The sequence below is a fragment of the Streptomyces sp. NPDC007983 genome, from assembly GCF_042958345.1.
Taxonomy (GTDB): Bacteria; Actinomycetota; Actinomycetes; order Streptomycetales; family Streptomycetaceae; genus Streptomyces.
In genome coordinates this window covers 730,662-744,415 of record NZ_JBIBJI010000002.1, presented here as the reverse complement: position 1 = coordinate 744,415, position 13,754 = coordinate 730,662, and the positions used below count along the sequence as shown (strand labels likewise).

10 protein-coding genes are annotated in these 13,754 nt (G+C 73.0%); 4 read left to right on the top strand and 6 right to left on the bottom strand.

Annotated elements, in window-relative coordinates:
• Positions 1-29: 29 nt before the first annotated feature.
• The 5 genes from murF to rsmH form a co-directional block, all read right to left on the bottom strand.
• The gene (gene murF, locus ACFZCY_RS07775; protein WP_391170112.1) at positions 30-1,457 is read right to left on the bottom strand and encodes a UDP-N-acetylmuramoyl-tripeptide--D-alanyl-D-alanine ligase; all 1,428 of its coding nucleotides are present in this window, start codon (positions 1,455-1,457) and stop codon (positions 30-32) included.
• 62 nt (positions 1,458-1,519) lie between these two features.
• Entirely contained in the window at positions 1,520-3,283 is a 1,764-nt protein-coding gene (locus tag ACFZCY_RS07770) for a UDP-N-acetylmuramoyl-L-alanyl-D-glutamate--2,6-diaminopimelate ligase (RefSeq protein WP_391170111.1), read from the bottom strand.
• Between the two features lie 12 nt (positions 3,284-3,295).
• Positions 3,296-5,278: a penicillin-binding transpeptidase domain-containing protein gene (locus ACFZCY_RS07765; RefSeq protein ID WP_391170110.1), complete on the bottom strand. Its 1,983-nt coding sequence runs from the start codon at positions 5,276-5,278 to the stop codon at positions 3,296-3,298.
• Positions 5,279-5,282: 4 nt separating this feature from the next.
• Positions 5,283-5,825: a septum formation initiator family protein gene (locus tag ACFZCY_RS07760; protein ID WP_391170109.1), complete on the bottom strand. Its 543-nt coding sequence runs from the start codon at positions 5,823-5,825 to the stop codon at positions 5,283-5,285.
• Complete coding sequence (rsmH, locus tag ACFZCY_RS07755) at positions 5,822-6,781, bottom strand: 16S rRNA (cytosine(1402)-N(4))-methyltransferase RsmH (RefSeq protein WP_391170108.1); 960 nt, start codon at positions 6,779-6,781, stop codon at positions 5,822-5,824. Before rsmH ends, ACFZCY_RS07760 begins: the two co-directional genes overlap by 4 nt.
• A gap of 418 nt (positions 6,782-7,199) precedes the next feature.
• On the opposite strand from rsmH, the gene ACFZCY_RS07750 reads away from it, so the two are divergent.
• The 4 genes from ACFZCY_RS07750 (at position 7,200) to ACFZCY_RS07735 (ending at position 12,823) form a co-directional block, all read left to right on the top strand.
• Positions 7,200-7,757 carry a carbonic anhydrase gene (locus ACFZCY_RS07750; RefSeq protein ID WP_391170107.1) on the top strand — a complete coding sequence of 186 codons (558 nt, stop codon included), beginning with the start codon at positions 7,200-7,202 and terminating at the stop codon, positions 7,755-7,757.
• Positions 7,758-7,959: 202 nt separating this feature from the next.
• Positions 7,960-9,009 carry a MoxR family ATPase gene (locus ACFZCY_RS07745; RefSeq protein WP_361487547.1) on the top strand — a complete coding sequence of 350 codons (1,050 nt, stop codon included), beginning with the start codon at positions 7,960-7,962 and terminating at the stop codon, positions 9,007-9,009.
• On the top strand, positions 9,009-10,397 hold the full coding sequence (locus tag ACFZCY_RS07740; protein WP_391170106.1) for a DUF58 domain-containing protein: 1,389 nt from the start codon (positions 9,009-9,011) through the stop codon (positions 10,395-10,397). Before ACFZCY_RS07745 ends, ACFZCY_RS07740 begins: the two co-directional genes overlap by 1 nt.
• Positions 10,394-12,823 carry a transglutaminaseTgpA domain-containing protein gene (locus tag ACFZCY_RS07735; protein WP_391170105.1) on the top strand — a complete coding sequence of 810 codons (2,430 nt, stop codon included), beginning with the start codon at positions 10,394-10,396 and terminating at the stop codon, positions 12,821-12,823. Before ACFZCY_RS07740 ends, ACFZCY_RS07735 begins: the two co-directional genes overlap by 4 nt.
• Positions 12,824-13,066: 243 nt before the next feature.
• On the opposite strand, the gene ACFZCY_RS07730 is transcribed toward ACFZCY_RS07735, so the two are convergent.
• Positions 13,067-13,465 carry a DUF3040 domain-containing protein gene (locus ACFZCY_RS07730; protein WP_055556314.1) on the bottom strand — a complete coding sequence of 133 codons (399 nt, stop codon included), beginning with the start codon at positions 13,463-13,465 and terminating at the stop codon, positions 13,067-13,069.
• Between the last annotated feature and the right edge of the window lie 289 nt (positions 13,466-13,754).

The following is a 13,754-nucleotide window of genomic DNA, read 5'->3' as shown; positions in this document are numbered from 1 at the left end:
GCCACCGGCGAGGAGGATCTGCCCCATGGTCATCGCCCGGCGACCTCACCCTCGAGCAACGCCTGCGCGAGTGCCTCCAGGCCGACCGACCTGGACGCCTTCACCAACACGACATCCCCCGGTCGCAGCTCGCTCCGCAGCAGATCGACCGCTGCCCGCACGTCGGACACGTGCACCGACTCCTCACCCCACGAACCCTCGTTCTTGGCGCCCATGTCCAGCCACGCGGCCTCCCGGCCGCCGACCGCCACGAGCTTGCTGACGTTGAGCCGGACGGCCAGCCGTCCGACCGCGTCGTGCTCGGCCAGTGACTCATCGCCCAGCTCGGCCATCGGGCCCAGCACCGCCCACGTACGACGCCCCGGTGTTGCGGCGCCCATCGCGGCCAGCGCGCGCAGCGCGGCTCGCATGGACTCGGGGTTCGCGTTGTAGGCGTCATTGACGACCGTCACGCCGTCCGAGCGCTCGGTGACCTCCATCCGCCAGCGGGAGAGCTGCCCCGCCTCGGAGAGCGCCACGGCGATCTCGTCGACGGACATGCCCGTCTCATGGGCGACGGCGGCCGCGGCGAGCGCGTTCGACACGTGGTGCTCACCGTACAGGCGCATGGTCACGTCACCGCACCCGGTAGGGGTGTGAAGCGTGAAGGCGGGGCGGCCACCGTCGGCAAGCCGGACATTCGAGGCACGTACGTGGGCGTCCTCGGCCTCGCCGAACAGGACGGTACGGGCCTTCGTACGGGACGCCATGGCGCGCACCAGGGGGTCGTCGGCGTTGAGCACCGCCACCCCGCCGTCCTCGGCGGAGGGCAGCGCCTCGACCAGTTCGCCCTTGGCCTCGGCGATCTGCGCGCGGCCGCCGAACTCGCCGATGTGGGCGGTGCCGACGTTGAGGACGAGCCCGATGCGGGGCGGGGTGAGGTCCGTCAGATAACGGATGTGGCCCTTGCCTCGGGCGCCCATCTCCAGCACCAGGTGCTGGGTCGTCGCATCGGCGCGCAGCGCGGTCAGCGGCAGCCCGATCTCGTTGTTGAACGAGCCGTGCGTCCATACGGTCGGGCCGTGCCGCTCGAGCAGCTGGGCGATGAGGTCCTTGGTGCTGGTCTTCCCGGCGGAACCGGTGAGCGCCACCACGGTGGTGCCCAGCCGCTCGACGGCGGCGCGGGCGAGCGCGCCCATGGCGGCGACGACGTCGGGGACGACGATCGACGGAACCGGGGCGTCCGGTGTGGAGACCGGGCGGGTGGCCAGGACCGCCACCGCGCCCGCCTCGACCGCGCCGCGCGCGTAGTCGTGGCCGTCCACGCGCTCGCCGGGGAGCGCGGCGAACAGGCTCCCGGGCCGCACCTCGCGGGAGTCGATCACGACGGGTCCGGTGACCTTCAGGTCAGGGTCCGGTATGTCGTGCGGCTGCCCACCGACGAGGCCGGTGATCTCGGTGAGGGACAGTGGGATCACTGATCACCTCCGGCCGTGCGGGAGAGCTGCCTGGAGGGGGCTGGTGCGCGCATGGCGGTCTGTCATCCCTGGTTGTCTTGATGGGTGTGCCCGTGCGGTTCGCTCGCCTCGGGGCGTCGCGGACCGCGCCCCTTGGCTCGCTCGCTGAGCTCGATGGCTTCCCGCAGGACCTCACGGTCGTCGAAGGCGCGAACCACCCCGGCGATCGTCTGGCCCTGCTCATGGCCCTTGCCCGCGACGATCACGGTGTCGCCGGGTTCCGCGCGGGCGACGGCGGCCGCGATGGCGTTCGCCCGGTCCTCCTCGACCAGGACGTCGCCGCGCTCGTGGGCGGGCACCTCGGCGGCGCCCGCGAGCATCGCGGCGAGGATGGCGAGCGGGTCCTCGGAACGAGGGTTGTCCGAGGTCAGTACGGCCGTGTCGGCGTACCGGGCCACCGCGGAGCCCATCGGCCCGCGCTTGAGCCGGTCGCGGTCGCCGCCGCAGCCGAGGACGGCGTGCAGCTTGCCGTCGGTGACCCTGCGCAGGGCGCGCAGCACCGACTCGACGGCGTCGGTCTTGTGTGCGTAGTCGACCAACGCGAGGTACGGCTGGCCCACGTCGATGCGCTCCAGCCGCCCGGGCACGCCGGGGACGGCGGCGATGCCGTCCGCGGCCGTCTGCGGGTCGATCCCGGCGACGGCGAGCGCGACGAGGGCGGCGAGCGCGTTGGCGACGTTGAACGGGCCCGCGATCGGAGCGGCGGCCCGCACCGTCTCGCCGTTGGGGCCGACCGCGGTGAAGGTCGAGCCGAACGGGCCGACCTCGACATCCGCGGCGCGCCAGTGGGCGTCGGGGTGGCCCTCGGCGGAGAAGGTGGTGACGGGGACCTCGGACTCCTCGATGAGCCGGCGGCCGTACTCGTCGTCGTAGTTGATCACTCCGGCCCGGCTGCGGGCCTTGGTGAACAGCTGGGCCTTGGCCTGGAAGTAGTCCTCCATCCCCGAGTGGAACTCCATGTGCTCCGGGGAGAGGTTGTTGAAGACGGCGACGTCGAAGACGCAGCCGTCGACGCGGCCGAGGACCAAGGCGTGGCTGGAGACCTCCATGACGACCGAGTGGACGTCGCGTTCGCGCATCACCGCGAACAGCGCCTGCAGGTCGGTGGCCTCGGGGGTGGTGCGCTCGGACTTGATGCGCTCGTCGCCGATGCGCATCTCGACGGTGCCGATGAGCCCCGTGGGGCCGCCCCCGGCCTGCGCGGCGGCGGCCCGGAGCCCGCCGTCGACGAGGTAGGCGGTGGTGGTCTTGCCGGAGGTGCCGGTGATGCCGATCTGCAGCAGGCTGTGGCCCGGCTCGTCGTAGATCGTGGCGGCCAGCGCGCCCATCCGGGCGCGCGGGTTGTCCACGACCAGGACCGGCAGTCCGGTGGCGGCGGCGCGCTCGGCGCCGTCCGGGTCGGTCAGCACGGCGGCCGCGCCGAGGTCGGCGGCCTGGGCGGCGAAGTCCGCGCCGTGCAGCCGGGCGCCGGACAGCGCGGCGTACACATCGCCCGGGCGCACGGCGCGCGAGTCATGGGTGATCCCGGTGACCGCGGCCTCGGCCGGGACTCCGGAGGCATCGACGCCCAGCTGGTCTGCCAGCTCCGCGAGCGGTACGGGGCGGACCTGGAGAGGGCGGGGCGCTCCCGGGTATTCCACAGAAACGTCCTTCTGAGGGGTTTGGGACTGATCAGCTTGGGGCACGGCGGTGAGCGTACCCGGCCCACCCGCTCCGTCGCGAAATCCGGCGGCGGAGCAGCGGCGCACCGGGCCCTGGTTCCCTGGCTCCGGCGTGATCGTCGTCACGGCTGAATCCGCTCAGTGGCCCGGGCTGTAGCTCACGGGGAGCCGCTTGGGCTGCTTCCCGGTCGGCGGGACCTGCAGCGACTTGAGCGCGAACTCCATGACTTTTTTGTAGACCGGACCGCAGACCTGCCCGCCGAAATAGCTGCCCCGGGTCGGATTCTGCACCGCGCAGTAGACCGTGAGGCGCGGTTTGTCAGCTGGTGCGAAACCGGCGAAGGAAGCGGTGTATCCGTGATAACGGCCGGTTTTCGGGTCCACGCGGTTGGAGGTGCCCGTCTTACCCGCGACGCGATAGCCGGGGATCTTCGCCTTGCTGCCGGTGCCCTCCTGGTCGTCCACGACCGATTCGAGCATCTCGGCGAGCGTCTTCGCGGTCTTCGCGCTCACCACCCGGTTCTTCTCGGGCGCCGGGGCGGCCGTGAAGTGGCCGCCGGGGCCCCTGGTGCCGCGCACCAGGCTGGGGGCGATGCGCTGGCCGCCGTTGGCGACGGTGGAGTAGACGGAGGCCGCCTGGACGGCGTTGAGCGACAGTCCCTGGCCGAAGGGGATGGTGTACCCCTGCGAGGCACTCCAGTCCTGCGGTTTGGCCAGGATGCCCGGGGTCTCGCCGGGGAGGCCGAGCCCGGTGGGCTGTCCGATGCCGAACCGCCGCAGATAGCGGTAGAGGATCCGGTTCTTCTGCTTCTCGGTCTTGCCCAGCTGCTCGGTGGCGAGGATGGTGCCGATGTTGCTGGACTTGGCGAGCACCCCGTTGAGCGTGAGGTACCAGGTGGGGTGGTCGATGTCGTCGGCGAAGGCGCGGCCCGCGCGCGGCAGCCGGTTGGGGACCTCCACCTGGGTGTCCCAGCGGGCGGCGCCCTCCTGCAGTACGGCGGCCATCGACATCAGCTTGCTGACGCTGCCCGGTTCGTACGCGTCGGAGACGGCGGCGTTGCCGAGGGCGTCGCCGTCCGCGGCGGAGATGTCGTTGGGGTCGAAGCCGGGGGCGTTGGCCATGGCCAGCAGCTGTCCGGTGCGGGTGTCCTGCACGACGACGTAGCCGCGGTCCGCCCGCGACTTCTTCACCTGGTCGGAGATGGCGCTCTGGGCGGCCCACTGGATGTCGCGGTCGATCGTCAGCTCGACGTCGTTGCCGGGCACCGCGGGCTTCTCGCTGAGGTCGCCGGTGGGCACCTGGTGGCCGCCGGACTGGGCGTAGACGCGCTTGCCGTCCTTGCCCGCGAGCTTGTTGTTCAGGTATTGCTCGACCCCCGCCGCGCCGCGCCCGTCGGCGCCCACGAAGCCCAGGATCCCGGCGGCGAGGTCGCCGCCGGGGTAGACCCGCTTGCTGTGCGACTCCCGGTTGACCCCGGCCAGGACGTTGGTGCCCTTGCCCTTGCTCGCGCTGTCGTCCAGGGCGTTCTTCAGGTCCTTGATCTGGTTCCAGACCTGCGGAGTCTGCTGCCGGGCCAGCACGGCGTACTGCGACTTCGGATTGTCGGTGAGCTTCTTCTCCAGGTCCGCCTCGTTCTTGCCGAGGATCGGCGCGAGGAGGGCGGCCGCCTGCCGGGGCGCGTCCTTGATCTTGGCGTTGCGCGGGGTGAGCAGATCGGGGGCGGCCGTGATGTCGTACGCGTCCACGGTCGTGGCCAGGTTGACGCCGTCGCGGTCGGTGATGGACCCGCGCTCCGCGGAGAGCTTCACCGGGATGTAGCGGTTGACGTTGGCCTTGGCGGCGTACGCGGAGGCGTCCACGGCCTGCACCTGGAGCAGCCGTACGACGAAGACCAGCATGACGAGGGTGAGGCCGAGGCTGATCAGCCGCAGCCGGGGGCGCGGGCTGCCCAGCCGCAGCTGCGCCTGGGCGCCGCCGGGGCGCCCGCCGCGCTGCGCGCCGGGGCGCGGCCCGCGCCCCGAGGGGCGGCGCTGCGCCCCCTGGCGCGGGCGGCGGTCACGGTCGCCGCGCGGTGCCGCCGGGCCGGGCACCCGCCGGCGGGGGTCCTGGGGTCGCGTCACCGTGTCACCTGCCAGAGGCCGGGGTGGTCGGGCCGCCGCTGCCGGCCGCCGGGGTCAGGGGGCTCGCCGACGGCCGTACGGCCGGGGCCGGTGCGGGCGCCGGGGTGGAGGCCGCCGGGGTGGGGTCCAGCACGAGCGGGGGCAGCGGGCCGGGGGCGTGCGCCACCGAGGGCTGCCCGGTGGCGGGGGCGGGCACGCCGGCCACGGTGCCGTCCGGGTTGAGGAAGGCCGGGCTGCCGCCGGGCACCATGCCCAGCTCCCGGGCGCGCTGCTCCAGCGCACCGGGGGCGGAGAGCTGGTCGACCTCCTGCTGGAGCGACTGGCGCTCGTCGCTCAGCTCATCGGTCTGCTTCTCCAGGTTGCTCAGCTCGAACGAGCCCTGGTTGAGGGAGGAGTTCAGCAGCAGCAGCACGATCAGGCCGGAGCCGAGCAGGACGACGACGAGCAGCACGAAGGGCGCGCGCCGGGCCGTGACCGCCCCTGGCGCCGCCGCCCCTTTCGCCAGCCTTTTGGCCCCGGCCGGCCATTTCGGCCCAGCCCCGCTCACAGGGCGTCCTCGCGGATGCGCTCCGCTCCGCGGAAACGGGCCGGGGCGGCGCGGCGGTTCTCGGCGATCTCCTCCTCGGTGGGCAGCTCGGCGCCGCGGGTGAGCAGCTTGAGCCGGGGCTGATAGCGCTCCGGGACGACCGGCAGACCGGGCGGCGCGGTGTTGGCGGCACCGGCCGCCAACACGCGCTTGACCAGCCGGTCCTCCAGCGAGTGGTACGACAGCACGGCGATCCGCCCGCCCACCGCGAGCGCCGCCACGGCCGCCGGAACGGCCCGCTCCAGGACGGCCAGCTCGCCGTTGACCTCGATGCGCAGCGCCTGGAAGGTGCGCTTGGCGGGGTTGCCGCCGGTGCGCTTGGCGGCCTGCGGCAGGGCCTCGCGGATCAGCTCGACGAGCCGGGCGCTGTTGCTGAACGGCTCCTTGTCGCGCTCCCGGACCACCGCGTCCACGATCTTCTTGGCGAACTTCTCCTCGCCGTACGTCCGCAGGATGCGCACCAGGTCGCCCGGCGGATAGGTGTTCAGCACCTCGGCGGCACTGATGCCCGCCGTCTGGTCCATCCGCATGTCCAGCGGGGCGTCCTGCGCGTAGGCGAAGCCGCGCTCGGCCTCGTCCAGTTGCATGGAGGAGACGCCGAGGTCGAACAGGACGCCCTGGACGCGCGGCACGCCCAGCCGGTCCAGGACCTCGGGCAGCTCGTCGTAGACGGCGTGCACCAGGGTCGCCCGGTCGCCGTAGGGGGCCAGGCGCTCACCGGCCAGCCGGAGCGCGTCGGTGTCGCGGTCGAGGGCGATGAGCCGGGCCGCGGGGAAGCTGCGCAGCAGCGCCTCGCTGTGCCCCCCGAGGCCGAGCGTGCAGTCGACCACCACCGCGCCGGGTTCGGCGAGGGCGGGGGCCAGCATGTCCAGGCAGCGCTGAAGCATGACGGGAACGTGGAGAGCGTTGCTGCTCATTGCGCTGCTCGTGCGCCCTTCTGAGGGTCGGGCGTGGCGGGTACGCACCGCCGGGTCCCCACCCGCTCGAAGGGGAAGCGGCCGACTGGCGCCGGGGAAGTGACGTCAGGCGGCCGGAGCGGGAGGAGGCCGAGGGGTACGTACGCACCGCGCTCACGCGAAAATTCCGGGATCCAAGGGGAGCGTCACGCCTCCCACTTCGCGCCACTTTAGTCCACTCGTCCCCTCGGTCAACCAACCGGCCAGCGCGCCCCGCCGACGGAGTGGACCGGAGCGGAACGGTTCCCTCCGAGGGCGGCGGGAAGGGGCGCGCGGAGGTGTGTAGTGGCTCACAATCACCCCTTCGGAGCACCCGATGCCCTCGTTTGCGTAACCTAAAGAAAAGACAAAATCTCCTGGTGGGATTAGGGTCATAGCCATGTCGATATCTGCGTCGCAGCCGTTGCCCCAGCCCTCCGACAGCGCCGCCGGCACCGCCGGTTCGGTCACCGACCGGCTCGTCGAGGCCAACCGTCAGTACGCCGCCAACTTCACCGACCCCGGTATGGACGCGCGCCCCGTGCAGCACGTCGCCATCGTCGCCTGCATGGACGCACGTCTCGATCTGCACGAGGCGCTCGGCCTGGAGCTGGGCGACTGCCACACCATCCGCAACGCGGGCGGCGTGGTCACCGACGACATCATCCGCTCCCTGACCATCAGCCAGCGCGCGCTGGGCACCCGCAGCGTCGTGCTGATCCACCACACCGGCTGTGGTCTGCTGAACCTCACCGAGGACTTCCGGCACGACCTGGAGGAGGAAGTGGGCCAGCGGCCGTCGTGGGCGGTCGAGGCGTTCAAGGACCTGGACGCCGACGTACGCCAGTCGATGGAGCGGGTGCGCACCTCGCCGTTCCTGCTCCACCGCGACGACGTGCGGGGCTTCGTCTTCGATGTGACGACCGGTCTGCTGCGTGAGGTCGAGCCGCGCAGCTGAGTGGATTTTCAGCCCTAACTCGTACAAGCGTGACAAATAACCCCGGGTTATCCACAGCCGAGTGACGCGAGACGGCGAAGACCGCAAGAATGCGTAGATGACATCGTCCCCCGCAACCCCGCGGGGGACGGTGGCAGCGTTTGCGGTGGGCCGGTCCGTCCTTGGTGGACAACGGCCCTGAGAACGGGCCGAGGAGGGCCGGGTGACGACCTATGACGAACGAGCGAGCCTCAGCGATCTGACCACCACAGCGGAGCGGGTCCGCCGGTCGGTGGAGGGTGTGATCGAGGGCAAGCCCGAGGTCGTACGGCTTTCGCTGACCGTACTGCTCGCCGAGGGACATCTGCTGATCGAGGATGTCCCTGGCGTGGGCAAGACCATGCTCGCCAAGGCACTCGCGCGGTCCATCGACTGCTCGGTGCGCCGTATCCAGTTCACCCCCGACCTGCTGCCGTCGGACATCACCGGGGTGAGCATCTACGACCAGCAGCGCAAGGAGTTCGAGTTCAAGCCGGGCGCGATCTTCGCCCAGATCGTCATCGGCGACGAGATCAACCGCGCCTCGCCCAAGACCCAGTCCGCGCTCCTTGAATCGATGGAAGAGCGCCAGGTCACCATCGACGGCAAGAGCTACGAACTGCCCGGTCCCTTCATGGTGGTGGCCACCCAGAACCCCATCGAGATGGAGGGCACCTATCCGCTGCCCGAGGCGCAGCGCGACCGCTTCATGGCGCGCGTCTCCATCGGGTACCCCAGCCCGCAGGCGGAGCTGGAGATGCTGGACGTGCACGGCGGGGTCTCCCCGCTGGACGACATGCAGCCGGTCGCGCACGCCCACGAGATCGTCAAGCTGGTCGAGGCGGTGCGCTCGGTGCACGTGGCCGAGGCCATCCGGCGGTATGCGGTGGACCTGGTGTCCGCCACCCGCAACCACCCCGACCTGCGGCTCGGCGCCTCGCCCCGGGCCACCCTGCACCTGCTGCGGGCGGCCAAGGCGGCGGCCGCGCTGGCCGGGCGGGACTTCGCCCTCCCCGACGATGTGCAGTCGCTCGCCGTCCCCGTGCTGGCCCACCGGCTGCTGCCCACCGCCCAGGCCCAGCTGAACCGGCGTACCTCGGAGCAGGTCGTCGGGGACATCCTGCAGCGCACCCCGGTGCCCACCTCGTCGCAGCGGACCGGCGGACACGTGCCTCCGGTGCCCCCCATGCCCCCGGTCGACTACGGGCAGCAGCCGGGCGCACGGAGGCTGTGATGACCACAGGGGGGACGGGCGCGGTCCCCGGGAGCGCCGCGAGCGAGGAGGACCGGGGCACGATCCGGGCGGCGCTCGCCGGGCTGACCACCCGCGGCCGCTCCTTCCTGGCCGCCGGGGTCGCCGCCGCGGTGTGCAGCTATGTGCTGGGCCAGTCCGATCTGCTGCGGGTCGGGCTGCTGCTGGCGGCGCTGCCCCTGGTGTGCGTGGCCGTCGTCCACCGCACCCGGTACCGGGTGGCGGGCAGCCGCCGGCTCGCGCCCGCGCGGGTCCCGGCGGGCTCCGAGGCCCGGGTGCATCTGCGCATGGACAACGTCTCTCGGCTGCCCACCGGGCTGCTGATGCTCCAGGACCGGGTGCCGTATGTGCTGGGGCCGCGCCCCCGCTTCGTCCTGGACCGGGTGGAGCCGGGCGGCCGCCGCGAGGTGTCCTACCGGGTCCGTTCCGATCTGCGCGGCCGCTATCCCCTGGGCCCGCTGCAGCTGCGGCTCAACGACCCGTTCGGGATGTGCGAGCTGACCCGCGCCTTCAGCGCGTACGACACGCTCACCGTGGTGCCCCGGGTCGAGCCGCTGCCCGCGATACCGCTGACCGGCGAGGCCGCGGGGTACGGGGACGGGCGGCACCGCTCGCTGGCCCTGGCCGGTGAGGACGATGTGATCCCGCGCGGCTATCGCCACGGCGACGACCTGCGCCGGGTGCACTGGCGGTCCACCGCACGCTACGGGGAGCTGATGGTGCGCCGGGAGGAGCAGCCGCGGCGCGCCCACTGCACGGTGCTGCTGGACACCCGGGGCTGCGCCTACGAGGGCGCGGGGCCCGACTCGCCCTTCGAGTGGGCGGTGTGCGGCGCGGCGTCGGCCGCGGTGCATCTGCTGGAGCGCGGCTACGCGGTCCGGCTGCTGACCGACACCGGAAGCTCGGTGCCCGGCCCGGACGGCGGAGGCGGATTCACCGGTTCCACGCATGACTCGGCGGAGACGGCCGGGCTGATGCTGGACACCCTCGCGGTGGTGGACCACTCCGACGAGGACGGGCTCTCCCTCGCGTACGACGTACTGGGCGGCGGGGGCGAGGGCCTGCTGGTGGCCTTCCTGGGCGATCTGGACGAGGAGCAGGCGGCGCTCGTCGGGCGGATGCGGCACCGTTCCATGGCGGCGGTGGCGTTCGTCATGGACGGCCCGGCCTGGTCGCGTGGGATGGAGCCCGCCGACCCGCGGCAGCTGGAGGACGGGCTGCGGCGGCTGCGCGAAGCGGGGTGGACGGCGCTGCCGGTCGCCCCGGGCGCCTCGATGGCGGAGCTGTGGCGGCAGGCCGACGGGCAGGGCGCCATCCGGGCCGACGCCGGGCGTCCGGGCGTCGGCGGCATGACAGGGAGCTGGGGATGAGTGGGAGCGTTCGGCTGGCCGTCTGCGCGGCGCTGGCCACGGCCGCGGCCGCGTGCGCGCTGCTGCCGCTGGTGAATCCGGCCGGCTGGCTGCTGCAGGCCGTCCTCCTGCTGGCGGTCCAGAGCACGGCGGGCGTGGCCGCCCGCCGGGTGCCGCTGGCCCGACCGCTGACGGTGGCGGTGCAGGGCGTGGTGATGACGCTGCTGCTCACGGTCGTCTTCACGTCCGGACAGGCGTTCGCCGGGGTGCTGCCGAGCCCGCAGGCCCTCCATGAGTTCGGGCTGCTGCTGCGCGAGGGCACCAGCGACGTCGGGCAGTACGCGACCCCGGCGCCGGTCACCGACGGCATCCGGCTGCTGCTGGTCGGCGGGGTGCTGCTGATAGGGCTGGTGGTCGACGCGCTCGCGGTGACGTACCGCAGCGCGGCCCCGGCCGGACTACCGCTGCTGGCGCTGTACTCGGTCGCGGCGGGCCTGTCGGACGACGGAAGCGACTGGCTGTGGTTCCTGGTGGCCGCGGCGGGCTATCTGCTGCTGCTCCTGGCCGAGGGCCGGGACCGGCTCTCCCAGTGGGGCCGCGTCTTCAGCGGCGGCGCCCCGAGTGCGTCCGGTATGCCGCCCTCGGGCCTGGCCGGGGCCGGGGGCGGGCCCGCGTCCGCCCCGGTCCGGGCGGGCCACCGCATCGGCGTGCTGGCCCTGGGCATCGCGGTCGCGGTGCCCGCGGTGCTGCCGTCGCTGGACGGCGGGCTGCTGGACCGGCAGGGCAGCGGCGGCGGGCCGGGCGGCGGGGGCGGCACCATCTCGGCGGTGAATCCGCTGGTGTCGCTGCAGGACAGCCTGAACCAGCCGGAGAACCGGGAGGTGCTGCGGTATCGCACCTCCTCGCAGACCACCCAGGACATGTATCTGCGGATCGTGGCGCTCGACAAGTTCGACGGCGCCTCGTGGAAGTCCTCGGAGCGGCATGTCACCGATGTGCCGAGCCGGCTGCCGTCGCCGACGGGCCTCGGCCCCGCGGTCCGGACCACCTCCGTGGACACGTCCATCTCGGCCGCCGAGTGGTATGCGCAGAACTGGCTGCCGCTCCCCTACCCGGCCGACAAGGTGCAGATCGACGGGCGCTGGCGGTACGAACCCGAGGGCCGCACGCTGGTCGGCGACCGCGGCCAGACCACCCGGGGCGCCCGCTACCGGGTCACCAGCCTGCTGGTCGAGCCGACCGCCGACCAGCTGGCCGGCGCCCCGCCACCGCCGCCGCGGCTGCAGCGCGAGTACACCGAGGTGCCGGATTCGCTGCCGCCCGTGGTCGCCCGGACCGCGCGCGAGGTGACCGCGGGCGCGTCCAACGCGTACCAGAAGGCGGTCAAGCTCCAGGACTGGTTCGCGGTGAACGGGGGCTTCCGGTACGACACCGAGGTGCAGTCCGGCAGCGGTTCGACCGCCATCGCGAAGTTCCTGAAGCAGAAGGCGGGCTTCTGCGTCCACTTCTCCTTCTCCATGGCGGCGATGGCCCGGACGCTGGGCATCCCGGCGCGGGTGGCCGTCGGGTTCACCCCCGGCACCTCGCAGGCGGACGGTTCGGTGTCGGTCGGGCTCAAGGACGCCCACGCCTGGCCCGAGCTGTACTTCGAGGGGGTCGGCTGGACCCGCTTCGAGCCCACTCCGAGCCGTGGCACCCAGCCCGACTACACGATGGAGCAGACCCCGTCGGGCGAGGTCCCGGACGAGCCGACGGCCGAGCCGAACACCAGCTCCGAGCCGACGGCCGCGCCGTCCGCCTCGGACAGCTGCGCGCCGGAGCTGCGGAAGCAGGGCGGCTGCGAGGCCGCCGCGGCCCAGCAGCCCGGCGACGGCGCCTCGGGCGGCGGCTTGTCGGTGACCACGGTCACCGGCTGGACGTCGCTGGCGGTGCTGCTGCTCGTGGTGCCACTACTGCCCATGCTGTGGCGGCGGCGGATCCGGGCCCGCAGACTGGACGGCTCCGGCGGGCGCACCGAACAGGACGCCACCGACCGGATCCTGGCCGCCTGGCACGAACTGGTCGATTCGGCCTGGGACTTCGGCGTCATGCCGGACGACTCGCAGACCTCCCGCAAGGCCGTGGCCCGGATCGTGCGGCTCACCGAGCTGGACGACGAGGCGAGCCAGGCGGCGCAGCGGGTGGCCGCTGCCGTGGAGCAGGTGCTGTACGCGCCACGGCCCCGGCCGGTCCCCGGGGTCGCCGACGATGTGCGGCGGGTCCTGGCCGGTCTCCAGGCCGGGGCCGGGCGCCGGGAGCGGCTGCGGGCGCTGCTGGCGCCACGCTCGGCGGTCCAGCTGGTGTGGGCGGCCTCGCGGCGCTGGTCCGCGCTGACCGAGCGGTGGGGAGCGCCCCGGTGGGCCCGATGGGCGGCCCAGCTCCGAGGGCCCCGCGGCGAGCGGGGCTGAGCCGGTCCCACAAGCGGCCTCCCAAGCGGCCTCACGGCCCCGGGAGGCCGCCGAGGGACCGGGCCGCGCCGCGGGCAGCGGGACGGACCGGTGCCCCGGTGCGAGGACGGTTGGTGCGGGGCACGGCTCCGGTGCGGGATACGGCCCGGGACATGGGTGAGGGGCGGTCGCCGGTGGCGACCGCCCCTCACCCATGAGTTCTCAGCCGGTGGGCCCGATGCGGCCAGGGCCCCCGGGGTCAGGTCAGTGACCCTGCTCGTCGCGGCGGCGCTGCCACCGCTCCTCGATGCGGTCCATCATGGAGCGGCGCTGGCGGCCCTGACGGCGGGGTGGCCCGGCCCCGCCTCCTGCCCGCTGCGCCTCGCCCGGCTTGGGCGCCTTGCGCCAGCCCGTCACGGCGAGCACCGCACATCCCAGCATGATGAGGAAGCCCACCACGCTGATCCAGATCTGCGGAACGATCACTCCGACCATCAGGAGCGCGATGCCGACCAGAAATCCCGCGACCGCCTGGTAGACCCGTCGCCGGGTGTACGTGCGCAGGCCGCTTCCCTCAAGCGTTGTCGCGAACTTGGGATCTTCGGCGTACAACGCTCGCTCCATTTGCTCGAGCATGCGCTGCTCGTGCTCCGAGAGCGGCACGGAGTCCTCCTACTCGTCGGTCGCGGGGGGCGACCGGGGTGCGACCCTTTCAGGATAGGCAGGGAATCGCCCCCGTGAAACCCGCCCCTCAACGCCAATTCGCCCACCGTTAGGTGTGTGACGAAACTTGACGCTGAGACGTCCATTCCCCTCCCGCCGATTCGCCATGCCGGACGGTGTACCCCGATCATACGGGGCCGGACGGCCGCGCGGGGGCCCTGTGGCCTACTCCACCTGCGCCGTCCGTCACGCGACGGGAGCGGAACGGGGACGGAACGAGGGGCGGAAC